Annotated in this window: 19 protein-coding genes; 9 read left to right on the forward strand and 10 right to left on the reverse strand. The window is 72.8% G+C overall.

What is annotated here, in order from left to right:
• Positions 1-136: 136 nt before the first annotated feature.
• Positions 137-670 carry a SigE family RNA polymerase sigma factor gene (locus C892_RS0109815; protein WP_026124263.1) on the forward strand — a complete coding sequence of 178 codons (534 nt, stop codon included), beginning with the start codon at positions 137-139 and terminating at the stop codon, positions 668-670.
• Entirely contained in the window at positions 667-1,467 is an 801-nt protein-coding gene (locus C892_RS0109820; protein WP_017557038.1) for a hypothetical protein, read from the forward strand. The genes C892_RS0109815 and C892_RS0109820 overlap by 4 nt, the downstream gene beginning before the upstream one ends.
• 208 nt (positions 1,468-1,675) lie before the next feature.
• Here C892_RS0109820 and C892_RS0109825 read toward each other — a convergent pair whose 3' ends face one another.
• Genes C892_RS0109825 through hrcA form a run of 3 tightly spaced genes read right to left on the reverse strand, consistent with a single transcriptional unit; the run spans position 1,676 to position 4,614 of the window.
• Positions 1,676-2,449: a 16S rRNA (uracil(1498)-N(3))-methyltransferase gene (locus C892_RS0109825; protein WP_017557039.1), complete on the reverse strand. Its 774-nt coding sequence runs from the start codon at positions 2,447-2,449 to the stop codon at positions 1,676-1,678.
• Positions 2,449-3,600: a molecular chaperone DnaJ gene (gene dnaJ / locus C892_RS0109830; RefSeq protein ID WP_026124264.1), complete on the reverse strand. Its 1,152-nt coding sequence runs from the start codon at positions 3,598-3,600 to the stop codon at positions 2,449-2,451. The genes C892_RS0109825 and dnaJ overlap by 1 nt, the downstream gene beginning before the upstream one ends.
• On the reverse strand, positions 3,601-4,614 hold the full coding sequence (gene hrcA / locus C892_RS0109835) for a heat-inducible transcriptional repressor HrcA (RefSeq protein ID WP_017536684.1): 1,014 nt from the start codon (positions 4,612-4,614) through the stop codon (positions 3,601-3,603).
• Between the two features lie 423 nt (positions 4,615-5,037).
• On the opposite strand from hrcA, the gene C892_RS0109840 reads away from it, so the two are divergent.
• The 3 genes from C892_RS0109840 (at position 5,038) to C892_RS0109850 (ending at position 7,561) form a co-directional block, all read left to right on the forward strand.
• Positions 5,038-5,844, forward strand: a complete 807-nt coding sequence (locus C892_RS0109840) for a DUF3097 domain-containing protein (RefSeq protein WP_017557040.1) — start codon at positions 5,038-5,040, stop codon at positions 5,842-5,844.
• Between the two features lie 101 nt (positions 5,845-5,945).
• A complete protein-coding gene (locus C892_RS32170) occupies positions 5,946-6,740 on the forward strand; it encodes a DUF4870 domain-containing protein (RefSeq protein WP_017557041.1) in 795 nt (264 codons plus the stop codon).
• A 122-nt stretch (positions 6,741-6,862) separates the two neighbouring features.
• Positions 6,863-7,561 (forward strand): DUF4870 domain-containing protein, encoded by a 699-nt coding sequence (locus C892_RS0109850; protein ID WP_026124267.1) that lies wholly within the window; start codon positions 6,863-6,865, stop codon positions 7,559-7,561.
• A gap of 34 nt (positions 7,562-7,595) precedes the next feature.
• Here the strand turns inward: C892_RS0109850 and hemW are convergent, their stop codons facing one another.
• The 3 genes from hemW to C892_RS0109865 all read right to left on the reverse strand — a co-directional run bounded on the left by hemW (position 7,596) and on the right by C892_RS0109865 (position 11,053).
• Positions 7,596-8,828, reverse strand: a complete 1,233-nt coding sequence (gene hemW, locus C892_RS0109855) for a radical SAM family heme chaperone HemW (protein WP_026124268.1) — start codon at positions 8,826-8,828, stop codon at positions 7,596-7,598.
• Positions 8,829-8,945: 117 nt separating this feature from the next.
• Positions 8,946-10,472 (reverse strand): multicopper oxidase family protein, encoded by a 1,527-nt coding sequence (locus C892_RS0109860; protein ID WP_017557043.1) that lies wholly within the window; start codon positions 10,470-10,472, stop codon positions 8,946-8,948.
• 65 nt (positions 10,473-10,537) lie between these two features.
• Positions 10,538-11,053, reverse strand: coding sequence for a hypothetical protein (locus C892_RS0109865; RefSeq protein ID WP_239647334.1), 516 nt, complete (start codon positions 11,051-11,053; stop codon positions 10,538-10,540).
• A gap of 147 nt (positions 11,054-11,200) precedes the next feature.
• Here C892_RS0109865 and C892_RS0109870 point away from each other — a divergent pair, with 147 nt between their 5' ends.
• The gene (locus tag C892_RS0109870; RefSeq protein WP_017557045.1) at positions 11,201-11,830 is read left to right on the forward strand and encodes a DUF5753 domain-containing protein; all 630 of its coding nucleotides are present in this window, start codon (positions 11,201-11,203) and stop codon (positions 11,828-11,830) included.
• A complete protein-coding gene (locus tag C892_RS0109875) occupies positions 11,827-12,018 on the forward strand; it encodes a DUF397 domain-containing protein (RefSeq protein ID WP_017536694.1) in 192 nt (63 codons plus the stop codon). The genes C892_RS0109870 and C892_RS0109875 overlap by 4 nt, the downstream gene beginning before the upstream one ends.
• Before the next feature lie 85 nt (positions 12,019-12,103).
• Here the strand turns inward: C892_RS0109875 and C892_RS0109880 are convergent, their stop codons facing one another.
• Positions 12,104-13,429, reverse strand: a complete 1,326-nt coding sequence (locus C892_RS0109880) for an erythromycin esterase family protein (RefSeq protein ID WP_239647326.1) — start codon at positions 13,427-13,429, stop codon at positions 12,104-12,106.
• Positions 13,430-13,575: 146 nt separating this feature from the next.
• Between C892_RS0109880 and C892_RS0109885 the strand changes: the two genes are divergently transcribed.
• Together C892_RS0109885 and C892_RS0109890 are read left to right on the forward strand one after the other, a co-directional pair.
• Complete coding sequence (locus tag C892_RS0109885) at positions 13,576-14,334, forward strand: MerR family transcriptional regulator (protein ID WP_017557047.1); 759 nt, start codon at positions 13,576-13,578, stop codon at positions 14,332-14,334.
• Between the two features lie 132 nt (positions 14,335-14,466).
• Positions 14,467-14,829, forward strand: coding sequence for a DUF6247 family protein (locus C892_RS0109890; protein WP_017536697.1), 363 nt, complete (start codon positions 14,467-14,469; stop codon positions 14,827-14,829).
• On the opposite strand, the gene C892_RS0109895 is transcribed toward C892_RS0109890, so the two are convergent.
• The 3 genes from C892_RS0109895 to C892_RS0109905 all read right to left on the reverse strand — a co-directional run bounded on the left by C892_RS0109895 (position 14,826) and on the right by C892_RS0109905 (position 18,074).
• A complete protein-coding gene (locus C892_RS0109895) occupies positions 14,826-15,425 on the reverse strand; it encodes a hypothetical protein (protein ID WP_017557048.1) in 600 nt (199 codons plus the stop codon). The two genes, C892_RS0109890 and C892_RS0109895, sit on opposite strands and share 4 nt — an antisense overlap.
• Before the next feature lie 121 nt (positions 15,426-15,546).
• A complete protein-coding gene (locus C892_RS0109900; RefSeq protein ID WP_017557049.1) occupies positions 15,547-16,470 on the reverse strand; it encodes a sugar ABC transporter permease in 924 nt (307 codons plus the stop codon).
• Positions 16,470-18,074, reverse strand: coding sequence for an ABC transporter permease subunit (locus tag C892_RS0109905; protein WP_017557050.1), 1,605 nt, complete (start codon positions 18,072-18,074; stop codon positions 16,470-16,472). The genes C892_RS0109900 and C892_RS0109905 overlap by 1 nt, the downstream gene beginning before the upstream one ends.
• Position 18,075: the final 1 nt, after the last annotated feature.

An 18,075-nucleotide genomic window follows, 5' to 3' on the forward strand; every position in this document is an offset into this window, starting at 1 on the left:
CTCCCCCGCGGAGCACGGCGGTATGCGGACACGTGGCGAGGCGCGTGCCCGACCACAGACCTCAACGAGAAGAATAGGTATGCCCTTTCGTAAACCCGGCGACAAGGGCGCGCGTCGAACGGACGTGACGGAGACCATGGTCGCGGGGACGACCGCGGCGGCAGCGACAGCGATCGAATGGGACGCGGACCAGGCCGTGACCCGGCTCTACAGCGAGCACTACCGGCCGCTCGTGCGCCTGGCGGCCCTCCTCGTGCGCGACCACGCCACGGCCGAGGAGGTCGTCCAGGACGCCTTCGTGGCGATGCACGGCGCCTGGCGGCGGCTCAGGGACCCCAACAAGGCCCTGTCCTACCTGCGCCAGTCGGTGGTCAACCGCGCGCGCTCGGTGCTGCGGCACAGGGCCGTGGTGGAGAAGCACGCCCCCAAGGCACTGCCCGACGCGCCCAGCGCCGAGCACGGTGCCCTGGGCGAGCTGGAACGGGCCGCGGTGATCGCGGCGCTGCGCCGGCTGCCGACCCGCCAGCGCGAGGCCATCGTCCTCCGCTACTACGGCGACCTGTCCGAAGCCCAGATCGCCGACGCGATGGGTATCAGCCGCGGCGCCGTCAAGAGCCATACGGCACGGGGCATCGCCGCGCTCCGCTCGGTTCTGGAGCAGACGACATGAGCGAACCATTCGACGAAGGAACCGAGGAGCGGCTGCGCGCGATCCTGCGCTCGGAGGCCGACTCGGTGGAGCCGTCCCCCGAGGCGCTGAACATGATCAGGGAGCGCACCCAGAGCCGGCGCTCGCCGCTGTGGTCGGGGCTGCCCTGGCTGCGGCCGGTCGTGGCCGTAGGGGCGGCGGCCGCCATCGCGGGCAGTGTCCTGGTGGGCACTCCGCAGCTGCGCGACCAGATCTTCTTCGCCGCCAACGACACCGGCACCCCCCAGCAGCAGGAGCGGCCCGAGGGCGACGGGGCGGGCGAGGCGACCGACTTCACCTCCCATGACGACGGCCGGGCCGAGCAGGAGGGCACCGGGGGCGGCCAGGGCGGCGGCGCGGCGTCCCCCACCGAGGAGGACGAGGAGCGGCGGACGCAGGAGCTGCCGGCGCACTGCCGCACGCCCGAGCCGCCCGGCTCCGAGTCCCCCGTGGCCACCGCGACCGGCCGCTCGGATCAGGACGAGGGCGACGGCCAGGAGCTCCCGCCCGAGTGCGACCCCGACAAGGAGCCGGACGAAGGCGACGGTGACGGCGGCGGAGACTCCGGGGACGGCGGCTCCGGCGACGACGGCGGCGGCGGGGACGACGGTTCCGGCGACGGCGGCTCGGACGGGGACGGCGACGGCGGAGGATCCGGCGACGACGGCGGTGACTCGGACGGCGGGTCCGACGGCGGCGGGAGCACCCCCACGCCGGACGAGCCGGACCCGGGCGGTACCGACGGCGGCGGAGGCACCGGCGACTCCTCGGCGGAGTAGCCGGCGGCGGAGTAGCCGGCGCACGGCCTCCGCGCTGCGCCCCGCGCCCGCTGACCGGGTCCGGACCGCCCACCGGCCGGACCCGGCGGCATCGCGGAGGGCGGGCGGAGGGCGGAGAGCGGTCCGGCCCCTGACGCCGCGGTGGCGACAGGGGCGAAGAGCTTCGGCTCTACCGGGCCGGAGCGCCGAGCCGGAGCACGCCGTGGCGCTACCAGCGGCCGACGCGGGCCTGGAGGACGGCGAGGGCGGCCACCCCCGCGGTCGAGGTGCGCAGGACCGTGGGTCCCAGCAGCACGCGCTGCGCCCCGGCCGCCTCGAACGCCTCCAGTTCGGCCTCGGACACCCCGCCCTCGGGGCCCACGGCCAGCACGATCTCGGCGGCGCCGCCCCCTTCGGCAGGCTCCGGGGGCCCATCGGGGGCACCGGTGGGAACACCGGTCCGCGCCAGCGGCCGACCGGCCTCCTCGTGCAGCACCAGCCCCAGGTCCGCCTCGCCCAGCAGCTCGGCGGCGCCGTCCCGGCCCACCGGTTCGGCCACCTCCGGGACGCGGGCGCGGCGGGCCTGCTTGGCGGCCTCGCGCGCCGTCGAGCGCCACTTGGCCAGCGACTTGGCGGTGCGGTCGCCCTTCCAGCGGGCCACGCACCGCTCGGCCGCCCACGGCACGATCCGGTCCACCCCGGCCTCGGTCATCATCTCCACCGCGAGCTCGCCGCGGTCGCCCTTGGCCAGGGCCTGGAGCACGGTCAGGCGCGGGCGCGGCTCGGGCTCGGCCCTGCGCTCGCGCACCGCGCACACCACCGTGTCCTTGCCGACCTCGGTGACGGTGCAGCGGGCGCGCACGCCCGCACCGTCCACCAGGTCGACCTGCTCCCCCACCGCGATGCGGCGCACCGCCGCGGCGTGCCGCCCCTCGGGGCCGCGCAGCACCGCGGTGGCGCCGTCCAGCCCGCCCTCCTCGGCGAGGAAGACCGGCGCGGTCATCAGCGGGCCCCGAAGGCGTCCCGCAGCCGGGAGAACAGTCCGCCGTGCCCGGGGCTGAACTTGCCCGGGGGCTGGGTCTCACCGCGCAGCTCGGCGAACTTGCGCAGCAGCGCCTCCTGCTCCTCGTCCAGCTTGGCCGGGGTCTCCACGTCGACCTGGATCATCAGGTCGCCGCGGCCGCCGCCGTCCAGGTGCTTGACGCCCTTGCCGGCCAGGGTGATGACGTGCCCGGAGCCCGTGCCCGGTCGCAGGTCGATCTCCTCGGTGCCGTCCAGGGTGTCGAAGGTGAACGAGGCGCCCAGCGCGGCCGCCGTCATCGGCACCGTTATGGTGCAGTGCAGGTCGTCGCCCCGGCGCTCGAACACCGAGTGCGGGCGCTGGACGATCTCCAGGAAGATGTCGCCGCGCGGACCCCCGTTGGGGCCCACCTCGCCCTCTCCGGCCAGCTGGATCTGGGTGCCGTCCTCGACACCGGCCGGGATCTGCACCTTGCGGGTGACGCGCTCGCGCACCCGGCCCTCACCGGCGCAGTCCGCGCACGGGTCGGTGATGACACTGCCCTGGCCCGAGCACTGCGGGCACGGGCGCGTCGTCATGACCTGCCCCAGGAAGGACCGGGTGACCTGGGACACCTCGCCGCGCCCCTGGCACATGTCACAGGTGTGCCGGCTGGTGCCCTCGGCGGTCCCCTCGCCCTCGCAGGTGTCGCACAGGACCGCGGTCGGGAACGTCACGTCCTTGGTGACGCCGAACGCGGTCTCCGACAGGTCCAGCTCGACCCGGATCTTGATGCTGCGCCCGCGGCGCACGCGGTCGCGCGCGCTGCCCCGGCCGCCGCCGGCCTGCCCCCCGAAGAAGGCGTTCATGATGTCGTCGAAGGGGAAGCCGGCCGCACCGAAGCCGCCGGCGCCTCCGGCCCCGCCGCCGCCACCGGGGGCGAACGGGTCGGCCCCCATGTCGAACATCCGGCGCTTCTCATCGTCGGAGAGGACCTCGTAGGCCTGGGTCACTTCCTTGAAGCGCTCTTGGGTGGCCGGGTCGGGGTTGACGTCGGGATGCAGCTCCCGAGCGAGCCGACGGTACGCCTTCTTGATCTCGTCCTGAGACGCGTCCCGGCGCACACCGAGGATCTCGTAATAGTCTCTCGCCACTTACTGCCCCGCCAGAATCGAAGAAATGTACCGAGCCACCGCGCGTACCGCTCCCATCGTTCCCGGATAGTCCATGCGTGTCGGTCCGACCACACCGAGTTTGGCCAGGGTCTGATCGCCCATGCCGTAACCCGCGGAGACGATGGAGGTGCCCCTCAGGCCCTCATAGGGGTTCTCCGCGCCGATGCTCACGGTGAGCATGGAGGGATCCCCCGCCTCCCCGAGCAAACGGATCAGGACCACGTTTTCTTCCAAGGCCTCCAGCACGTCCCGCAGGCCGGCCGTGAAGCCCATCCGCGCCAGGTTGGCGGTGCCTCCCAGCACCACCTTCTCCTCGTGCCGCTCCACCAGGCTCTCCAGCAGCACCGACAGCACCGAGGCGGTCAGCTGCCGGTCCTCCGGCGGTGCCTGCGCGGCCAGGTCGGCCACGGCGGCGGGCACGTCGTTGAGCCACTGCCCGGCGGTGGCCTGGTTGAGCACCTGGCGCAGCCGGTCCACGCCCTCCTCGGCCACCCCTTCCAGGTGGTCGATGACACGCTGCTCGACCCGGCCGGTGTTGGTGATCAGCACCATCATCACCCGGTTCGGGCCCAGCGGCACCAGCTCCACGTGCTGGACGTAGGAGCGGGTGAGCGAGGGGTACTGGACGATGGCGACCTGCCGGGTCAGCTGCGCCAGCAGCCGAACCGTGCGGGCGACGATCTCGTCCAGGTCGACGGCTCCGCTCAGGAACGTCTCGATGGCCCGGCGCTCGGCCCCGGACAGCGGCTTGACCGTGGAGAGGCGGTCGACGAACAGGCGGTACCCCTTGTCGGTGGGGATCCGCCCGGCGCTGGTGTGGGGCTGGGCGATGTACCCGTCCTCCTCCAGCGCGACCATGTCGTTGCGGATCGTGGCCGGGGATACGCCCAGGGAGTGGCGCTCGGCCAGGGCCTTGGACCCCACCGGCTCGTTCGTGGACACGTAGTCCTCGACGATGGCACGCAGGACGGCCAGCTTCCGGTCGTCTAGCACGCGCTCACCTCCTGGCACTCCGTGGTCTTAAGTGCTAATTCTATGCGCCCCGGTCCAACCGCCCTGGGACCTGCCCCGACGGCGGCCCGTGCCCGGGCACGGCGGTGGACCCTCCGGAGCATGGCACATGCCCGCCCCCGGACGCCGCATCGCGGACACCCGGCGGTCATCTGTGGCCGACCGCACCGCTTCCGACCGGGACCGACGGTCGGCTCCGCACCGGTGCCGCAGCCGCTCCGGGCCCTCCCCGTCCGGCACGGCCGCCCCTCGGGGCGCAGGGGGCCCGGAAGGCCTCCGGTACGCCCCCGCGCCCGGGGAGCGCCCGGGGAGCAGGGCGCGTCCGGCGCGCATGCCGGGCCCCGCGGCCCCGTTCCCACTACAATCCCCGCCGTGCCTACGAATTCCGACAGATACGGTTCCGACGTGCTCGCGGGCGACTGGCGGCGGCCGCACAAGGACCGCATCGCCGAGGTCGTCCTGGAGCCGGGGCTGGTCCTGGAGTCGGCCGACGAGGGCTTCTGCGGGGCCGTGGTGACCTGGGACAAGTCCACCGTCACCCTGGAGGACCGGCAGGGCGGCACCCGCGTCTTCCAGCTGGAGCCGGCGGCCTTCCTGGTCGAGGGCCGCCCCGCCACGGCGGTCCGGCCCTCGGCGCCCGCCCCTGCGGGTCCGGTGCTGAGCGCCTCCGGTTCGGTCGCGGTGCGCGGCGCGGGCGCGCGCGTGGCCCAGGAGAGCCGCATCTACGTCGAGGGCGTGCACGACGCCGAGCTGGTCGAGAAGATCTGGGGCCACGACCTCCGTGTGGAGGGCGTGGCCGTGGAGTACCTGGAGGGCGTGGACCACCTGCCCGCCATCGTGGAGGCGTTCGCCCCCGGCCCCGGGCGCCGCCTCGGCGTGCTCGTGGACCACCTGGTCCCCGGCTCCAAGGAGAGCCGGATCGCCGAGCGCGTCTCCTCCCCGCACGTGCTGGTCACCGGCCACCCGTTCATCGACGTGTGGCAGGCTGTGAAGCCCTCGGCGCTCGGCATCGGGGCCTGGCCCGAGATCCCGCGCGGCACGCCCTGGAAGGAGGGGGTGCTGGCGGCGCTGGGGATCCGCGAGGAGCCCGGGGAGGCGTGGCGGCGCATCCTCGGCGCGGTCCGGTCGTACAAGGACGTGGAACCGGAGCTGCTCGGCCGCGTCGAAGAGTTGATCGACTTCGTCACGGTGCCGCCCGCGATGCAAGACTAGGGCGTCGGAACCGCGGTACCGGCGCGGCGTGCGGCGGCCGGGCGCCCGTCGGCGCACGACCGGGACCGCAGCACCACGCAATCGGCAAGCCAAGGGACGAGATGAGCGAGACCCCGCCCAATCAGCAGCAGCCTCCGGACCCCGCACAGGGATCGGGCGGAGCCGCGCCCGGAGGCGCCGGCGGACCGGGGACCGGTGGTCGGCCGGGGTTCGCACCGCAGTCGCCGCCGCAGCCCCAGCAGCCCCAGGGCCCGCAGCAGGCCCCGCAGGGGCCCGGCTCCACCCCGCAGGCCGGAGGGCCGCCGCCGCACCCCGCCACCGGCGGGTACCCGGCGCCCGGCCCCGCGGCGCACCAGCCCTACGGGCAGCCCCAGCAGGGCGGGCCGCGGATGGCCCCGCCCGGCGGCCCGGTCCCGCCGGGGCCGGGGGCGCCCCACGGTCCGGCGACCGGTCAGCAGCCGGCGGCCGGCCACGGCGCGCCGGGCCCGGCGGTCCCCGGCTTCCCCGGCGGCGGCACGGTCCCCGGCTCGGGTCCGGCCCCCTCGGCCGAGGACCCCACCTGGGCGATGATCGCCCACCTTGCCGGAGTGGTGACGGCCTGCCTGGGCTGGGTGCCGGCGCTGCTGGTCCTCTCCAGCCAGAAGCACCGGTCGGCGTTCGGGCGGCACCACGCCGCCGAGGCGCTCAACTTCCAGCTGACCCTGCTCATCCCCTACGCCCTCGCGTGGATCGTCTACATCGTGCTCGCGTTCCTGACACCGGCGGTGTCCTGGATCGGGTCGGTGCTCATCGCGCTGATCTGGGGGCTGTCCATCCTGTTCGGCGTCCTGGCCGCGGCCAGCGCCAACAAGGGCGGGTGGTACCGGTACCCGGTGGCCCTCCGCCCGGTGAAGTGACCGGCGCCGGCGGTCGGCGCCGACCGATTCCCGGCCCCTGACCTCTGGCCGGCGACCGCTCCTCTGCGCATGCCGCAGACCCCCATCGCCGCAACGAACCTGAACGAGCGAGGAGTCCGACCATGGGTTACCCACCCCAGCCCGACCCCTACGGCGGGCAGCAGCCCTACCCCCAGCAGGGGTACGGCCAGCCGCCGCAGCAGCCCGGCTACGGGCAGCCCCCGGCGCCCCAGCAGCCGCAGCCGCCGCAGCAGCCCCAGCCCGGTTACGGCCAGCCCACCGGCGGCCAGCCGGGGTACGGCCAGCAGCCCCAGCAGCCGCCGCAGCCCGGCTACGGCCAGCCCACCGGCGGCCAGCCCGGGCAGCAGATGCAGCCCTACCCCCAGCAGGGGTACGGCCAGCAGGGCGGCTACCAGCAGCCCGGCTACGACCAGGTGTACGGGCAGCAGGGGTACCAGCAGCAGGCCTACGGCCAGCAGGGGTACGGCCAGCAGCACGGCCAGATGGCTCCCGGCGAGGAGGGCCTGGTCGCGGCGGCCCACATCGGCGGCGCCTTCATCCCGCTGCTCCCGCTGATCCTCTACTTCGCCAAGAGCGACGCGTCGCCGTTCACCAAGCACCACCTCGCCCAGGCGACCAACTTCCAGATCGCGATGATCATCGCCTACTTCGTCAGCGGGCTCCTGATGTTCGTGATCATCGGCATCCTCACCTACCTCGTCGCCCTCGGCCTGGCCATCTACTTCGGCATCAAGGCCAACTCGGAGGCCAAGAAGGGGGTCTGGTTCACGTACCCCTTCTCCATCCCCGTCGCGAAGTAGGACCGCGGGACCGGGCCGCGCGGGGTCCGCGCCCTCAGGTGAGGTCGCGGACCACCGCGTCGGCCAGCAGGCGGCCGCGCCGTGTGAGGACGGCGCGGCCGTCTTCGTGTGCGGAGGCGTCCAGGAGGCCCTCCCCCACCGCGCGCGCGGCGGCCGCCCTCCCGTCGTCGTCGAGCAGGTCGAGGGAGCAGCCCTCGGCGATGCGCAGCTCCAACAGGATGCGCTCGAACCGGCGCTCGTCCTCGGTCAGCACCTCGCGCGCGTGGCCGGGCGAGATGTGCTGCGCCAGGCGGGCGGCGTAGGCGGCCGGGTGCTTGACGTTCCACCAGCGGGTGCCGCCGACGTGGCTGTGGGCGCCGGGGCCCACGCCCCACCAGTCGCCGCCGGTCCAGTACAGGCGGTTGTGCTCACTGCGGGACTCGGGGCCGCGCGACCAGTTGGAGACCTCGTAGGCGTGCAGGCCCGCGCCCTCCAGGACCGAGTCGGCGATCAGGTAGCGGTCGGCCAGCACGTCGTCGTCGGGGGCGTGGAGCTCGCCCCGGCGCACGCGCGCCGCCAGGCGGGTGCCCTCCTCCACGATGAGGGAGTAGGCGGAGACGTGGTCGGGGTCGGCCTCCAGGGCGGCCTCCAACGAGGCGCGCCAGTCGTCGTCGGTCTCGCCCGGGGTTCCGTAGATGAGGTCGAGGTTGACGTGCTCGAACCCGGCCTCGCGTGCCCATGCGGCGCACTGCTGGGGCCGTCCGGGGGTGTGGGTGCGCTCCAGGACCTTCAGGACGTGCGGGCGGACACTCTGCATCCCGAAGGAGACGCGCGTGAAGCCGGCATCGCGCAGGCGCTTGAGGTAGTCGGCGTCGACGGTCTCAGGGTTGGCCTCGGTGGTGACCTCGGCGCCGGGGGCCAGGCCGAACTCCGTGTCGATCGCCGCCAGGACCCGGCCCAGGTCCTCGGGCGGAAGCAGGGTCGGCGTACCGCCGCCGACGAACACGGTGCGCACGGGCACGTCGGCGTCCCCGAGCACCCGCCGGGCCAGGTGCACCTCGCGCACGGCCAGGTCCGCGTAGCCGTCCCGGGTCGCGGTGGCGGTTCCGTCGCGGGAGACGAGCTCCTCAGCGGTGTAGGTGTTGAAGTCGCAGTACCCGCAGCGCGTGACGCAGAAGGGGACGTGGACGTACACACCGAACGGCCGCCGCCCCACCCCTCGGAGGGAGGCGTCGGGCAGGGAACCGTCCGACGGAACGGGATCGCCGTCGAGGACAACAGATGGCATGCCTCCAGTGTCGGTGATCGGGACCGATGACCGCGCCCGACAACGGGGCAACGGTCCGGGCGGCGCGGGCCCCCGGACCGTTGCCGCCGGGGAGCGCATGCGCGTCCCCGCCGGCGGCTAAGCCGTGTAGGCCACCAGGCCCATCATCCCGACCTCACCGTGGTAGATGTTGTGGCAGTGCACGAGCCACCGTCCGGGGTTGTCTGCGTCGAATTCGACCTCCACCGACCGGCCCGGCAGCACGATCAAGGTGTCCTTGCGCGGTCCGTCCTTGCCGACCTGGAAGGTGTGGCCGTGCAGGTGCATCGGGTGCCACATCTTCGTGGAGTTCTTGAACACCAGCCGCACCCGCTGCCCCTGCTCGACCTTGAAGGCGCCCCTGGTCGGGTCCTCACGGTCGAACCGGCGCCCGTTGAGCGCCCAGTCGTAGGCCGCCATGCTCCCGGTCAGCTCGATCTCGTGCTCGGCCTCCGGGCTCCGCCGCTCCAGACGGACCTGCGGGTCGGCGGCCAGCTCGGTGGCGTGCACGACCTCGCCGTCCAGCTCGTCGGGCCGCACGTCCTCCTTCGGCGCCTCCCCCGATCCGGTGCGCACGACGGCCATGCCCGTCATGTCCTTGCCCTCGGCCAGTGCGACCAGCGGGAACACCCCGTCCTCCAGGGTCACCAGGACGTCGTAGCGCTCCCCCATGCCCAGCAGTACGGCGTCGACCTCACGGTGCTCGACCGGGTAGCCGTCGGTGTGCGTGACCGTCATGCGGTGCCCGCCCAGGGCCACCCGGTAGGCGGTGTCGCCCCCGGCGTTGACCAGGCGGATCCGCACCCGCGCCCCCGGCTTGGCCGAGAACGTCCGGGGGTCGGCCCCGGGCCGACCGTCCACCAGGTGCACCGGGTAGTAGACGTCCCCGGCGTCGCCGCCCAGCAGGTCGCTGCTCGCGCCCATGAGCATGGCCCCCATCCGCATGGGCCCTTCGTCGCCGTGGCCCATGCCGTGGCCGCCGTGGTCCATGCCGCCCCGCACCTCGTCGAGGACGTCGTCGGGGGTGGCGCCGTCGACCCCGTCGAGCCAGTCGTCGAGCATCACGACCCATTCCTCGTCGTAGGCGAGCGGCTCGTCGGGGTCCTCGACGATGATCGGCGCGTACAGGCCCCGGTCGATCTGGGTGCCCACGTGCGGGTGGAACCAGTGGGTGCCGGGGGTGTCCACGATGAACCGGTAGGTGAAGTCCTCGCCGGGCTTCACCGGCGCCTGGGTGACGGACGGGACGCCGTCCATGTCGTTGCGCATGGCCAGCCCGTGCCAGTGGACGGAGGTCGGGTCCGGGAGCCGGTTCTCCAGCGTTGCCTTGATCGTGTCGCCGGCGGTGAGCCTCAGCTCCCGGCCGGGCAGCGCGTCACCGTAGCTCCAGGTCCGCACGGTGCGTCCGCCGAGGTCGAGCTCGGTCTCGGCGGCGCGCAGGGTGAACGCGCGCTCCTTGCCGGAGGCGGGGCGCTCCTTCTCGACGGCGTCGACGATCGAGTCCGTGGGCTTGACGAGGGCGCCGGAGGGGCCGGACGCGCCGCTGCGCCCGCAGGCGGCCGTCAGGCCGAGGCCGGAGACGGCGAGGCCCGCACCGATGAACGAGCGACGGCTGAACTTGGGCATGACTGAACTGTCCTTCGCGTGAAAGGTGGATACGGATCGGGTCGGCAGGCGCCGGGCGCCGGGTACTAGATCCGTAGAATCGACAGTTCTGCCAGGTCAGGCGGGGTCGGAAGAGCCGCGCTCGCGGGGTGGGCGACGACGGGCGGCAGGGGTCGTGCGTTCGGCAGCACGAGCCGGGCGCGGGGCGGCAGCGCGACGTCGACGGTGACCTTCGCGCTCTGGCAGGTGCCCGACGCCGGACCGCAGTCGCGCTGGTCGTCCGAGCCTTCGTGGCCGCCGTGGTCGTGCCCGCCGTGGTCGTGCCCGCCGTACTCGTGGCCGGACGGGGACGCGGCCGCGAGGCCGGAGGCGGCCTGCTCTGATCCGGCAGGGCCGACTCCGAAAGGGCCGGTGCGGTGCTGTGCGGCCTCAGAGACCGCCGTCGTCGCCGATGCCGGCGCGCTCTCCTGCAGCTCCACCCGCGGCACGGTGCCGTGGTGCGCGGCCAAGGCGAGCATCATGAGCAGGATCGCGGAGAGCAGGGCCGCGAACGCCGCACCGCCACAACGGGGCGTCCGAGTGCGCATCCCCTTCGGCCGCATGGTCACCCCGCTTCCCTGCCCGTGCCGGATCCCAGACTGCCGCATGTAGGGGACCGAACACTCACCGTTCGCGCGTGCAACACCTCACACGAGAGGGGCGGGGAGAAAAACCCCAAACGCGACAAAGCGCAACTCATCGACGCCGCGTTGACCACCGACGGCGCACTTCTCTCCCTTTGGGACTCGCTGTTCACCCCGAACGGCCTCAGCGCCTACTTCCGGGATGTCGCGGCGCTGGAAGCATCGGCCTCTGAGATCCGCGAATACATCCTGTGCTCCTTCCCCGGCCTCTTGCAGACCGAACGCTATGCGCGGTCGCTCATTCGCGTCGGCCGCCCCAGGGACAGTGACGACAAGATCGAGAACGCCGTACTGGCCCGCCTCGCACGGCAACAGATCCTCTCCCGCGAAGAACCCCCCAGCTACGCGCTCGTCCTCGATGAGGCGGTCCTGCGCCACCTCGTCGGAACCCTCGACACCATGGTCGAACAGCTGGACCACCTGATGGAGCTCGCGCTCCTGCCGAACGTGTCCATCCAGATCATTCCGTTCGGCACACCGGGGCACCCCGGCCTGGAGGGTACCTTCAAGCTGATCAAGGCCCCAGGACGAGGCGAGGTGGTCTATACCGAGACCCGGGCCACCGGGCACCCGTTCGACGACCAATCGGTCGTCGACGACTACGCACGGGTCTTCGGCGACCTCCGCGGAGCCGCCCTTCCCGACTTCCCTTCTCGGGAATTCATCGAGAACATCAGAGAAGAGTACGCACGATGATCGAACAGCACTGGACCAAGTCCGGCTACAGCACCGGCGGCGACGCCAACTGCGTCGAGGTGCGCTCCCCCGCCCCCGGTGAGACCGTGCAGGTCAGAGATACCCAGAACCGCCCCCTCGGCACGATCGACCTCCCCCGCCACCAGTGGACCTCCCTCCTGGGCGCCCTCCGGGCCGGGCGGCTCTGACACGCCCCCGCCATGACAACGCGGCCCCGCCCAGACACGGGCGGGGCCCTCCTCAAAGGGGGAAGCCCCTGCCCTGCCCGCCGGGTCAGGACGAACGGGGAGAGGTCTCGGCGTCTGCGTCGTCCACTCCCTCACCCCAGAGGGCGCGCTCTGTTGCCCATCCCCGGATGAAGACGACGGCGTCCGTCCCGGCGATCCCGTCCAGCGGGATGTAACGCGGGTCCTTCAGGTCACTCCTGGCCTGGAGGACCCGACCGTCCCACCCTGCCTGGGCCATTCCCGCCGCCGGGAAGAGCGCCCCTTCCCGCGCGCGCGACGCGCCTGCGGCGACCGCCTGTGAGAGGACCCCTTGCAGGCTGTCCGGGTCGCCCTCGGCGGCGTCGCGTCCCTCCGCCTCGGCCCTGTCCGAGGCGATGAAGACGTACCGCCCCTTGAGCTTCTGCGCGACGAGCGCCCCGGCTCCCCACCAGTGCATCCGCTCCCCTCCCATGACCATGGAGGACCGCCGCCGCTGAAGGTGGGCGTTGTGCGCGAATGCCAGACACGGCCCGCGTCCGGCCTCGGCCTCTGCGACGGCCTCCAGGTTCTCCGCCATCATCGCGTCGCGGAGGCCGCACAGGTCCGCGAACCGGTCCGGTCCCGAGGACGCCATCGCGGCGTGGTAGCGGAGCAGCCCGAGGGCAGTACGGGCGAGCATGTGCGCATGCTCGTATCCGGCATCCGAGCTCTCCTCGCGCAGCCCGGGTGCCTCCGCCTCCAGGAGGGCGAGGAGGTCATCGGCCACTGGCCTCAGGGCGCGCGCCTCCTCGCCGTCCCCCACCGACTGTGCGGGGTCCATCATCGCCGCCGGATTCGACCATGCCGCGTCGTCGCCGAGCAGCGCGTCCACCCTCCGGGCATCGTGCCGGACACGCCGCTCCCCGAGGTGACGTACCAGGTAGCGATGCGCCCCCATCAGCGAAGCGCGCGGGCTCGGGGCGGACATCATCTCCATCGGGCCGTCGAAGCCGTAGAACCTCACCCGGTCCGCGGGGGCCCGGTCCGCGTTGAACTCCCTGAGCCAGGCCAGTAGCCGGCGGTTGGAGGGCAGGGACCCGAACTCGTGGCTGAACCCCTTCTCCAGGGCCTCGTCCAGTGTTCCTTCGCCCCGGGTGATGTAGGCGTCGGCGATCGCACCGGCCAGGCAGCCGCTCTCCAGGGCGATGGAGCGGTACCCGCGGTTCCGCACCAGGTGTTCGACGATGTGGTTGCGCAGGTCCGGAAAGGCCTCCACCCCGTGCGTCGGCTCTCCGAACCCGAGCAGGTCCGGCGTACGGTCGAGCGTTCCGAGGAAGCGGTCGACACTCTCGGCCGCGGTCTCTCCGTCGGTGAAGCGGATTCCCGTCTCTCCGAGAGTCCCTCGTTCCGGCATCCCCACTCACCCCTTCTCATCGCTGCGTGAGGCCGGGGCCGGTTTCGCCCCGACTGGGATGCCTTGAACCGTATCCTTGAACGAACGGTTGAGATTTTTCGCCGCTGTTTCCCTGTTTTCCGAGAAGAACCTTAAACCGGAGGAGCATGTCACCGCCCACCGCACGGCTGCGGCCGACCGACCTGGCACGCGAGCACGGGCTCTCCACCCAGGCAGTCCGCAACTACGAGGAGCAGGGGATCCTCCCGCCCGCCGAGCGCGCCGAGAGCGGCCACCGCCGGTACCGGCCGCACCACGCCCAGGCCCTGCGCGCGTTCCTGGCACTGCGGCGGGGCTTCGGACACCGGACCGCCACCGAGGTGCTGCACGCGGCCAACGAGGGGGACGAGGAGGCGCTGTTCCGCGTGATCGACCAGGCCCACGCCCGCCTGCTGCGCGAGCGGGAGACCCTGGACGAGGTCGCCGAGGCGCTGGCCACGCTGCTCTCGGCACCGCCGCCCCCCTCCTCTCCGCGCACGGGGACCGGGCGCCCGCTGACCGTGGGGGCGCTCGCCCACCAGCTCGGCATGCACCCGGCGTCCCTGCGCACGTGGGAGCGCGCGGGCGTCCTGCGCCCGGAACGCGACCCGGCGACCGGCTACCGGGTCTACTCCCCCGAGGCCGTCCGCGACGCCCACGCCGCCCGCGAACTGCGCCGGGGAGGCTTCCTGCTCGCCCGGATCGCGGACTTCCTCGACCACCTCCGGGGCGCCGGCGACCCCGCGGACCTGGAGGCGGCCCTCGACGAGTGGCGCACCCGGATCACCGACCGCAGCCGGGCCATGCTCACCGGCGCCCGCGAGCTGGACGCCTACCTCGACCATCTGCCAACGGGGACGGCTGGAGGCCCATGCCGCCTCTCGTGAAACAGGAACGTCGCCGGAATCACTCCGATACTCTCCGGAAGCATCACCCACGAGGTCACCATGAGAGGACTGACGTGCGCGCCGGACCAGGCGGTCAGGGCGGTGCCCTCCCTAAGCCGAGGAGAACGCCGGATGGACGGCCGGTTCGCCGCGGAGAGCACCTCCCCTGCCTCCCCCATGCCGGATAAGACCCCGGAGGCATTGAGGCTCGCCGTCATCCGCCTGGCCCCGGATGCGCTGGCGAAATTCGACCGCCACTGGGCAGAGGCGGCCGACAGGATGCGCGACGAGCGCAGTCTCCTCCCTGGGCATCAGTTCGTCGAGCACTGGTGGATGTGGGTCGCGGTCGCCAGACGGCCTGGTCGGCTCGCCAGGATGCGTGATTGCGAGCGCATCGTCGCCTACGGCGGGGAGCGCTCGGAACGGCGCAAGGCCGCCGCCGAGATCTCCCGGATCCTCGCCGAGTCGGCCACCGACGCGGGACGCGCTCTCTAGTGGTCCACGCATTCCGCGTAGTCGAGCGGCATCGGTGCCACGCGCAGGAGGAGCGGCAGCGGGTCGGGCAGGCGCTCGCGCTGGCGGACGGTGAATTCGGGGATGTAGGTCAGTGTCCGGTTCCGGTAGCCCCCGATCTGAATGCGGGCCAGGGCCCGCTTCCCCGGCCCCTGCACCGTGCAGTCCTTCCACATGGGCTTCGGGGCGGTCGACAGCGAGGCCAGCTTGCGGTGCGCCGCGTCGTGCAGTGCGAACCGGCGGCGGAAGGCCGAGTCGTCGGTGCGGGTGACGGTGCCGATCAGGGCGCCCGCCGGCGTGCTCACCGACGTCCGGGACTTCGTCCGGGTGCGCTGCTCCTCCAGTAGCAGGAGCACCTGGCCGTCGGGGGCCTCGACCACCAGGGACCGGGTGTTCATCATGCTGCGCGTGAACGAGTGGAAGAGCCTCTTCCCGGCCGACTCGCCGAGGTCCTCGTGGGCGCGGGCCAGCACCCTCCCCTTGGTGTCGCGCAGCGCGTAGGCGAGCCCTCCGAACAGCTCGTCCGCGTTGTCCACGGCGCTCACGACCAGGGGGCCGACGTTCACCAGGGGGATCACCGGCTGCCTCCTAGGACTGGATGGGCGGTGGAAGGGGTCCGGGCACGGTCGCAGCTCCGACGCGCCCCGCCCGGACCCGGTTCCCCGGCCGCGCCTTGCGCCACCGGACCGCCCCGTGCGCCTACCCCTTCACGGCTCCGCTGGTCAGGCCTTCGACGATGAAGCGCTGGAGGTACCAGAACACCGCCAGCACCGGGATGGCCAGCAGCAGGGTCCCCGCGGCGAACATGCCGAAGTTGCTGTCCCTCTGGTCGGCGACCATCGCCGCCAGGCCCAGCGCGACCGTCTGGGAGTCGGGGTCGCGCAGGAACACGCTGGCCATGATGAACTCGTTGACCGTCGCGATGAACACCAGCAGCCCGACGATCGCCAGCACCGGGGTCACCAGCGGCACCAGGATCCGGAAGAACATCTGGGCGTGCGTGGCCCCGTCCACGCGGGCCGCCTCGTCGAGCTCGATGGGCAGGGTGTCGAAGAAGCCCTTCATCAACCACGTGTTGATGCTCAGCGCCCCGCCCATGTAGACGAGCAGCAGCCCCCAGTGGGTGTCGAAGCCGATCTCGGGCCGCAGGTCGGTGATGGTGGAGAACATCAGGTAGATCGCCACGATCGCCAGGAACTGCGGGAACATCTGGATGATCAGCAGTCCGTACAGCCCCGCCCGGCGCCCGGCGAACCGGAAGCGGCTGAACACGTAGGCCGCCAGGGCCGACAGGAACACCGTGGCCGCCGCGTTCGACACCGCCAGCACCAGCGAGTTCAGGTACCAGCGCGGGAAGCGGGTCTCGGTCAGCAGCTGGACGAAGTTGCCCGCGCTCGCCCCCGTGGGGATCAGCTGGGCGCTGCTCAGGGTGCCCAGGGGGTTCAGCGCCGCCGAGACCACGAACAGCACCGGGAAGGCCGCGAAGGCCGTCATCGCCAGCAGGAAGACGTGTCGCCACAGGTGGCCGGAGGTGCGGCGGGACCGCCGCCGGACCGGGCCGGCCGCGGCCGCCGGCGGCGCCGGCCGCGGCGGGGCCGGGGGCGACGTCGTCGGTTGCGCCATCAGCGGTTCACCTCTTCCAGGGCCGCGCTCCTGCGCAGGCTGACATAGGAGATCAGGGTGACGATGAGGAAGATGAACACCGAGATCGCGGCGGCGTAGCCGTACTGCGCGCTCTGCCCGCCGAACGCCAACCGGTAGGTGTAGGTGATCAGCAGGTCCGTCGCCCCGGCCATGGGGCTGTCGGCGGGGAAGGGCCCGCCCTCGGTCGTCAGCCAGATCGCGTTGAAGTTGTTGAAGTTGAAGGCGAACGTCGCGATCAGCACCGGCGCCATCGCCACCATCAGCAGGGGCAGGGTGACGTTGCGGAACGCCTGCCAGGCGCCCGCGCCGTCGATGCGGGCCGCCTGGACGAGCTCACGCGGGATGGCCTGCAGCGCCCCTGTGGCGATGAGGAACATGTACGGGAACCCGAGCCAGATGTTGATGGTCAGGGCCGCAGCGCGCGCGGTGCCCGTGCCGCCCAGCCAGTCCACGTCCAGGCCGAGCATCCGGTTGATGAGCCCGAAGTCGGCGTTGAACATGTCCCGCCACAGCAGCATCATCGCGAACGCCGGCATGGCGTAGGGCAGCACCAGCAGCAGCCGGTAAGCGGTCCTGCCGCGCAGCGGCCGGGTGGTGTGCATCGCCAGCGCGACCGCCAGCCCGAGCACGAACACCCCGAGCGTGGTCCCGGCGGCGAACACCACGTTCCACCCCAGGATGGAGAGGAACGACGAGGCGATGCCCGCGTCGGAGGCCACCCTCGCGTAGTTGTCCGCGCCGACGCCGACCCGCCAGCCCTGGGACAGGCGGTCGCCGTCCTCTCCGACGAAGGCCCCGCGCTCGTCGTCGGCGGTGTGGACCTCGCCGGTGGCGCTGTCGGTGATGCAGTCGCACCCCTCGTCGTACACCCGGGTGGCCCGGCCCTCGTAGGCGGCCGAGAGCCCGCTGGCGCGGATCCCGGCGCCCTCGCCGGCGGGGACCGCCAGCTGCGAGATCTCCTCGCTGCGCTCGCCCGCCTCGGCGGCCGTCAGCAGCGTGAGCCCGCCCGCCTCGGTGACCTTGCCGGTCGGGCCGGTCCGCGCCCCCGGCAGCGGCTCCAGGCCCTCCTCGTCGCCGGCGAGGACCCGGTCGCCCTCGCCGGTGAGCAGGAAGACCAGCTCTCCGGTGGCGGCGTCGCCGCGGGCCGCCAGCGTGAGCACGTAGTCCTGGCCGCCCTCGCTCTCGGCCACCGACGCGGCCTCGATCTGGGCGATCGCCTGCTCCTTGGTGCCCCGGTGGCCGTCGCCGTAGTTGGTCACCGAGGTGCCGACGGTGTAGAGCACCGGCACCACCTGGAAGGCGATGAGCAGCAGCACCCCGGGCAGCAGGTACTTGGCGGGGACGTGCCGCTCGGACAGGTACACGCGGAAGACCACGGCGGTCACGGCCGCCACGGCGGCCAGCCCGAACCAGTTTCCGGCGGCGATCAGCGGGAGCGCGGCCCACACCGCGATCCCCGCGGACAGGGCCAGCAGTGCCGCTTTGACCAGGTGCCCGGCCGTTCCGCCGCGGGGGGCCAGGCGCGCTCCGGGAAGGGGGGCGGGCGCCTTCGCGGGCGCGCCCGCCCCGTCGTCGTTCCTCACC

The organism is Nocardiopsis baichengensis YIM 90130 (genome assembly GCF_000341205.1).
Lineage (GTDB): Bacteria > Actinomycetota > Actinomycetes > Streptosporangiales > Streptosporangiaceae > Nocardiopsis_A > Nocardiopsis_A halophila.